Origin of the sequence: Daejeonella sp. (genome assembly GCF_044232565.1) — a bacterium.
Classification (GTDB): domain Bacteria; phylum Bacteroidota; class Bacteroidia; order Sphingobacteriales; family Sphingobacteriaceae; genus Daejeonella.
The window spans coordinates 1-3,425 of the sequence record NZ_JBIILQ010000332.1 but is presented as its reverse complement, the minus strand read 5'-3'; the positions used below and the strand labels follow the sequence as shown (position 1 = coordinate 3,425).

The window sequence follows — 3,425 nt, the reverse complement described above, 5'->3', positions numbered from 1 at the left end:
CAGCCAACACCCAAAATAAAGAAGTTTATGATTTCCTTGCCTCCGTTTCAAACAAATACGGAATCGGTTTCTGGAAGCCAGGAGCAGGTATTATTCACCAAGTAGTATTAGAAAATTATGCATTCCCAGGTGGAATGATGATTGGTACCGATTCTCATACTCCTAATGCAGGTGGCTTAGGTATGATTGCCATCGGTGTTGGTGGTGCAGATGCTTGTGATGTGATGGCAGGACTAGCTTGGGAGCTTAAATTCCCTAAACTTATCGGAGTAAAACTAACAGGAAAATTATCTGGCTGGGCATCCGCAAAAGATGTAATCCTTAAAGTTGCAGGCATCCTGACTGTAAAAGGTGGTACAGGTGCTATCGTTGAATATTTCGGCGAAGGTGCAAAATCACTTTCTGCAACTGGAAAAGGCACCATTTGTAATATGGGTGCCGAAATTGGAGCTACCACTTCAGTTTTTGGTTATGATGATAAAATCGCTACTTACTTAAAAGGTACTGAACGTGCAGAAATTGCTCGCCTTGCTGATGAAATTAAAGATCATCTTACAGGTGATGATGAAGTGTATGCAAATCCACATAATTATTTCGATCAAGTAATTGAAATCGACCTTTCTACACTGGAACCACATATCAACGGGCCATTTACTCCAGATATGGCCTGGCCAATTTCACAATTTGCTGCCGCTGTTAAAGAAAATGGATGGCCACAAACACTAGAAGTTGGATTAATTGGTTCATGCACAAACTCTTCCTACGAGGATATCTCAAGAGCTGCCTCTATTGCACAACAAGCAGTTGATAAAAAACTGATTTCTAAAGCTGAATTTACCATTACGCCAGGCTCGGAATTAGTTCGATATACTGTTGAACGCGATGGCTTCTTAAATACCTTTGAAAATATGGGTGGTGTGGTTCTGGCTAATGCCTGCGGACCATGTATCGGACAGTGGGCTCGCCATAGCGATGACCCAACGCGGAAAAACTCGATCATCACCTCTTTTAACAGAAACTTCAAATCACGTAACGACGGAAATCCAAACACACATGCATTCGTAGCTTCACCAGAGATTGTTACAGCCATGACCATTGCGGGAGATTTGGCGTTTAATCCATTAACAGACTCACTTACAAATTCTGCAGGTGAACAAGTAAAACTTGAAGAACCACAGGGATTAGAAATGCCAATTAAGGGTTTTGCAGTTGAAGATGCAGGATATCAAGCACCAGCTGAAGATGGGAGTAACGTAAGTGTGCTAGTAGATGAGAAATCGTCACGCCTACAATTACTTGATCCGTTCAAAGCATGGGAAGGAACTGATGTGAAGGGATTAAAGCTTTTAATCAAAGCAAAAGGGAAATGTACTACTGACCATATTTCTATGGCTGGACCTTGGTTAAAATTTAGAGGTCACCTAGATAATATTTCTAATAATATGTTAATTGGTGCTACTAACTTCTTCAACGATAAAGCAGATACTGTAAAGAATCAGCTAAATGGAGAATATGGTGCAGTTCCTGCAACAGCACGTGCTTATAAAGCAGCTGGTATTGGAAGTATTGTTGTTGGAGATGAAAACTACGGTGAAGGATCATCACGCGAACACGCTGCAATGGAGCCAAGACACCTTGGAGTTCGTGCAATTCTTGTGAAATCATTCGCTCGTATACACGAAACCAACCTTAAAAAACAAGGAATGCTTGCCTTAACATTTGCCGATGCAAACGATTACGATAAGATTCGTGAGGATGATGTGATTGATATTACAGGCTTAAATGATTTTGCACCAGCAAGACCATTGAGCATTGTTCTCAATCATATTGACGGAACAATTGACACATTTAATGTTAACCATACTTATAATGAACAACAAATTGAGTGGTTCAAAGCTGGTGGCGCATTGAATATCATCAGAATGAATCAATAAGATAAAAATACAACAGTTTGAAAGCTTAAAGCCAGAAGTTCTTAACTTATAGCTTTAAGCTTTTTTTATACAGTAAAAATCATCATCCTAAAAAAATATTCGTATGTCAAAAGTTATTCTCATTACTGGCAGTTCAACGGGCATCGGACTTGAAACTGCAGTTCAGCTGGCTGAGCAGGGCCATAAAGTTTATGCAACCATGCGTAACCTTCAAAAAAGATCAATGCTTGACAATGAAGTTGAAAAGAGGAATGTAAAGCTTAATGTCAGACAATTGGATGTTCAGGATGAAAAAAGTATTGAAGCATGTATCGCAGAAATCATTGCATCTGAACAAAGGATTGATGTGCTGATCAATAATGCAGGAGCAGGATTTATCAAACCAATGGAGCAGGCTAGCATGGAAGAAATTCAGCAAGTAATGGATGTGAATTTCTATGGACCAATACGCTGCAGCAAAGCAGTAATGCCACAAATGCGAAAGCAAAGAAGCGGGCATATTATCAATATCTCTTCGGTAGGCGGAATTGTTGGTTCTCCTGTAAATGAGATTTATTGTGCCGCCAAATTTGCACTCGAAGGCTTAACAGAAAGTCTTGCAACTTACCTAGAACCTTATTTCGGAATCAATGTATCTTTGATAGAGCCGGGAGGTACCATTACTGAGTTCGGAAATAGTCTTACTGACTATTTCGAATCGTCAGGTGGAATTCTGGAAGATGACTACCAACCATTAATGGAAACCTATATGGGATACCGGGCAACTTTTACAGATGAGTTTAAGGAAAAAGCATTTCAGAAGCCATCGGATATTTCGGCGGTTATCATTAAATGCATGAATGATCCGCAGCCAAAGGTGCGATACATGACATCGGAAGGTGTGGCAGCCTTTACGAAAGTTAAAACAAGCCTCGATCCGGATGGGGAGATCTTAAAAACACAGGTAAGAAAAGGGGTTCTGGACAAATAACTTCGGAAATTTAAAAGTATCCACAGGATAATAAATTAAAAAGGAATCTCATAATAAGATTTAGAGGCCTTTTATGTATTTTAGTACTAGGTATGATCATACAATTGAAATACATTTTGCTCTTATTAATCCTGTCCGCTTCAACTCCTATTGTCTATGCTCAACCCACGAACGACAGTTCAGATAAAGCAATTCCTTTAACTGATCCATCTAAATGCTCCGCTGAAGCAGCTTATTCGAATATAAATGCTGTAGATGAGGGTATTTTCGGGACCGCACCTCAATGGCCTGCAACTGAAACAGGCAGGGATGTCTGGTTCAAGTTTACAGCCAGTGCCTATGATCTCAATGTTACAGTAACAGGTAACAGCACCGGTGGGGGAACAACCGGTGGCACCCTTCAAAATCCGCTTATTGCGCTCTATACAATAGATACACTTGGAAACTCTACATCATTCTCTGCTCAAGTAGGATCCCTTGCTGCGGGAACAGCAATATCTACCTATTATAAAGGAGGCCTA

3 protein-coding genes are annotated in these 3,425 nt (G+C 40.2%); all 3 read left to right on the top strand.

Annotation, left to right across the window (positions count from 1 at the left end; all coding sequences use genetic code 11):
- A partial coding sequence (locus ACILQF_RS12975) for an aconitate hydratase (RefSeq protein WP_395627821.1) occupies positions 1 to 1,934 on the top strand: 1,934 nt, incomplete at its 5' end.
- A gap of 103 nt (positions 1,935 to 2,037) precedes the next feature.
- Complete coding sequence (locus tag ACILQF_RS12970; RefSeq protein WP_395627820.1) at positions 2,038 to 2,904, top strand: SDR family oxidoreductase; 867 nt, start codon at positions 2,038 to 2,040, stop codon at positions 2,902 to 2,904.
- A gap of 92 nt (positions 2,905 to 2,996) precedes the next feature.
- Positions 2,997 to 3,425: hypothetical protein (locus tag ACILQF_RS12965; RefSeq protein WP_395627819.1), on the top strand; the 429-nt coding region annotated here is incomplete at its 3' end.

Excerpts from the sequence above, each read along its gene's own strand:
- ACILQF_RS12970 (WP_395627820.1), top strand. The coding sequence starts at position 2,038 with ATGTCAAAAGTTATTCTCATTACTGGCAGTTCAACGGGCATCGGACTT.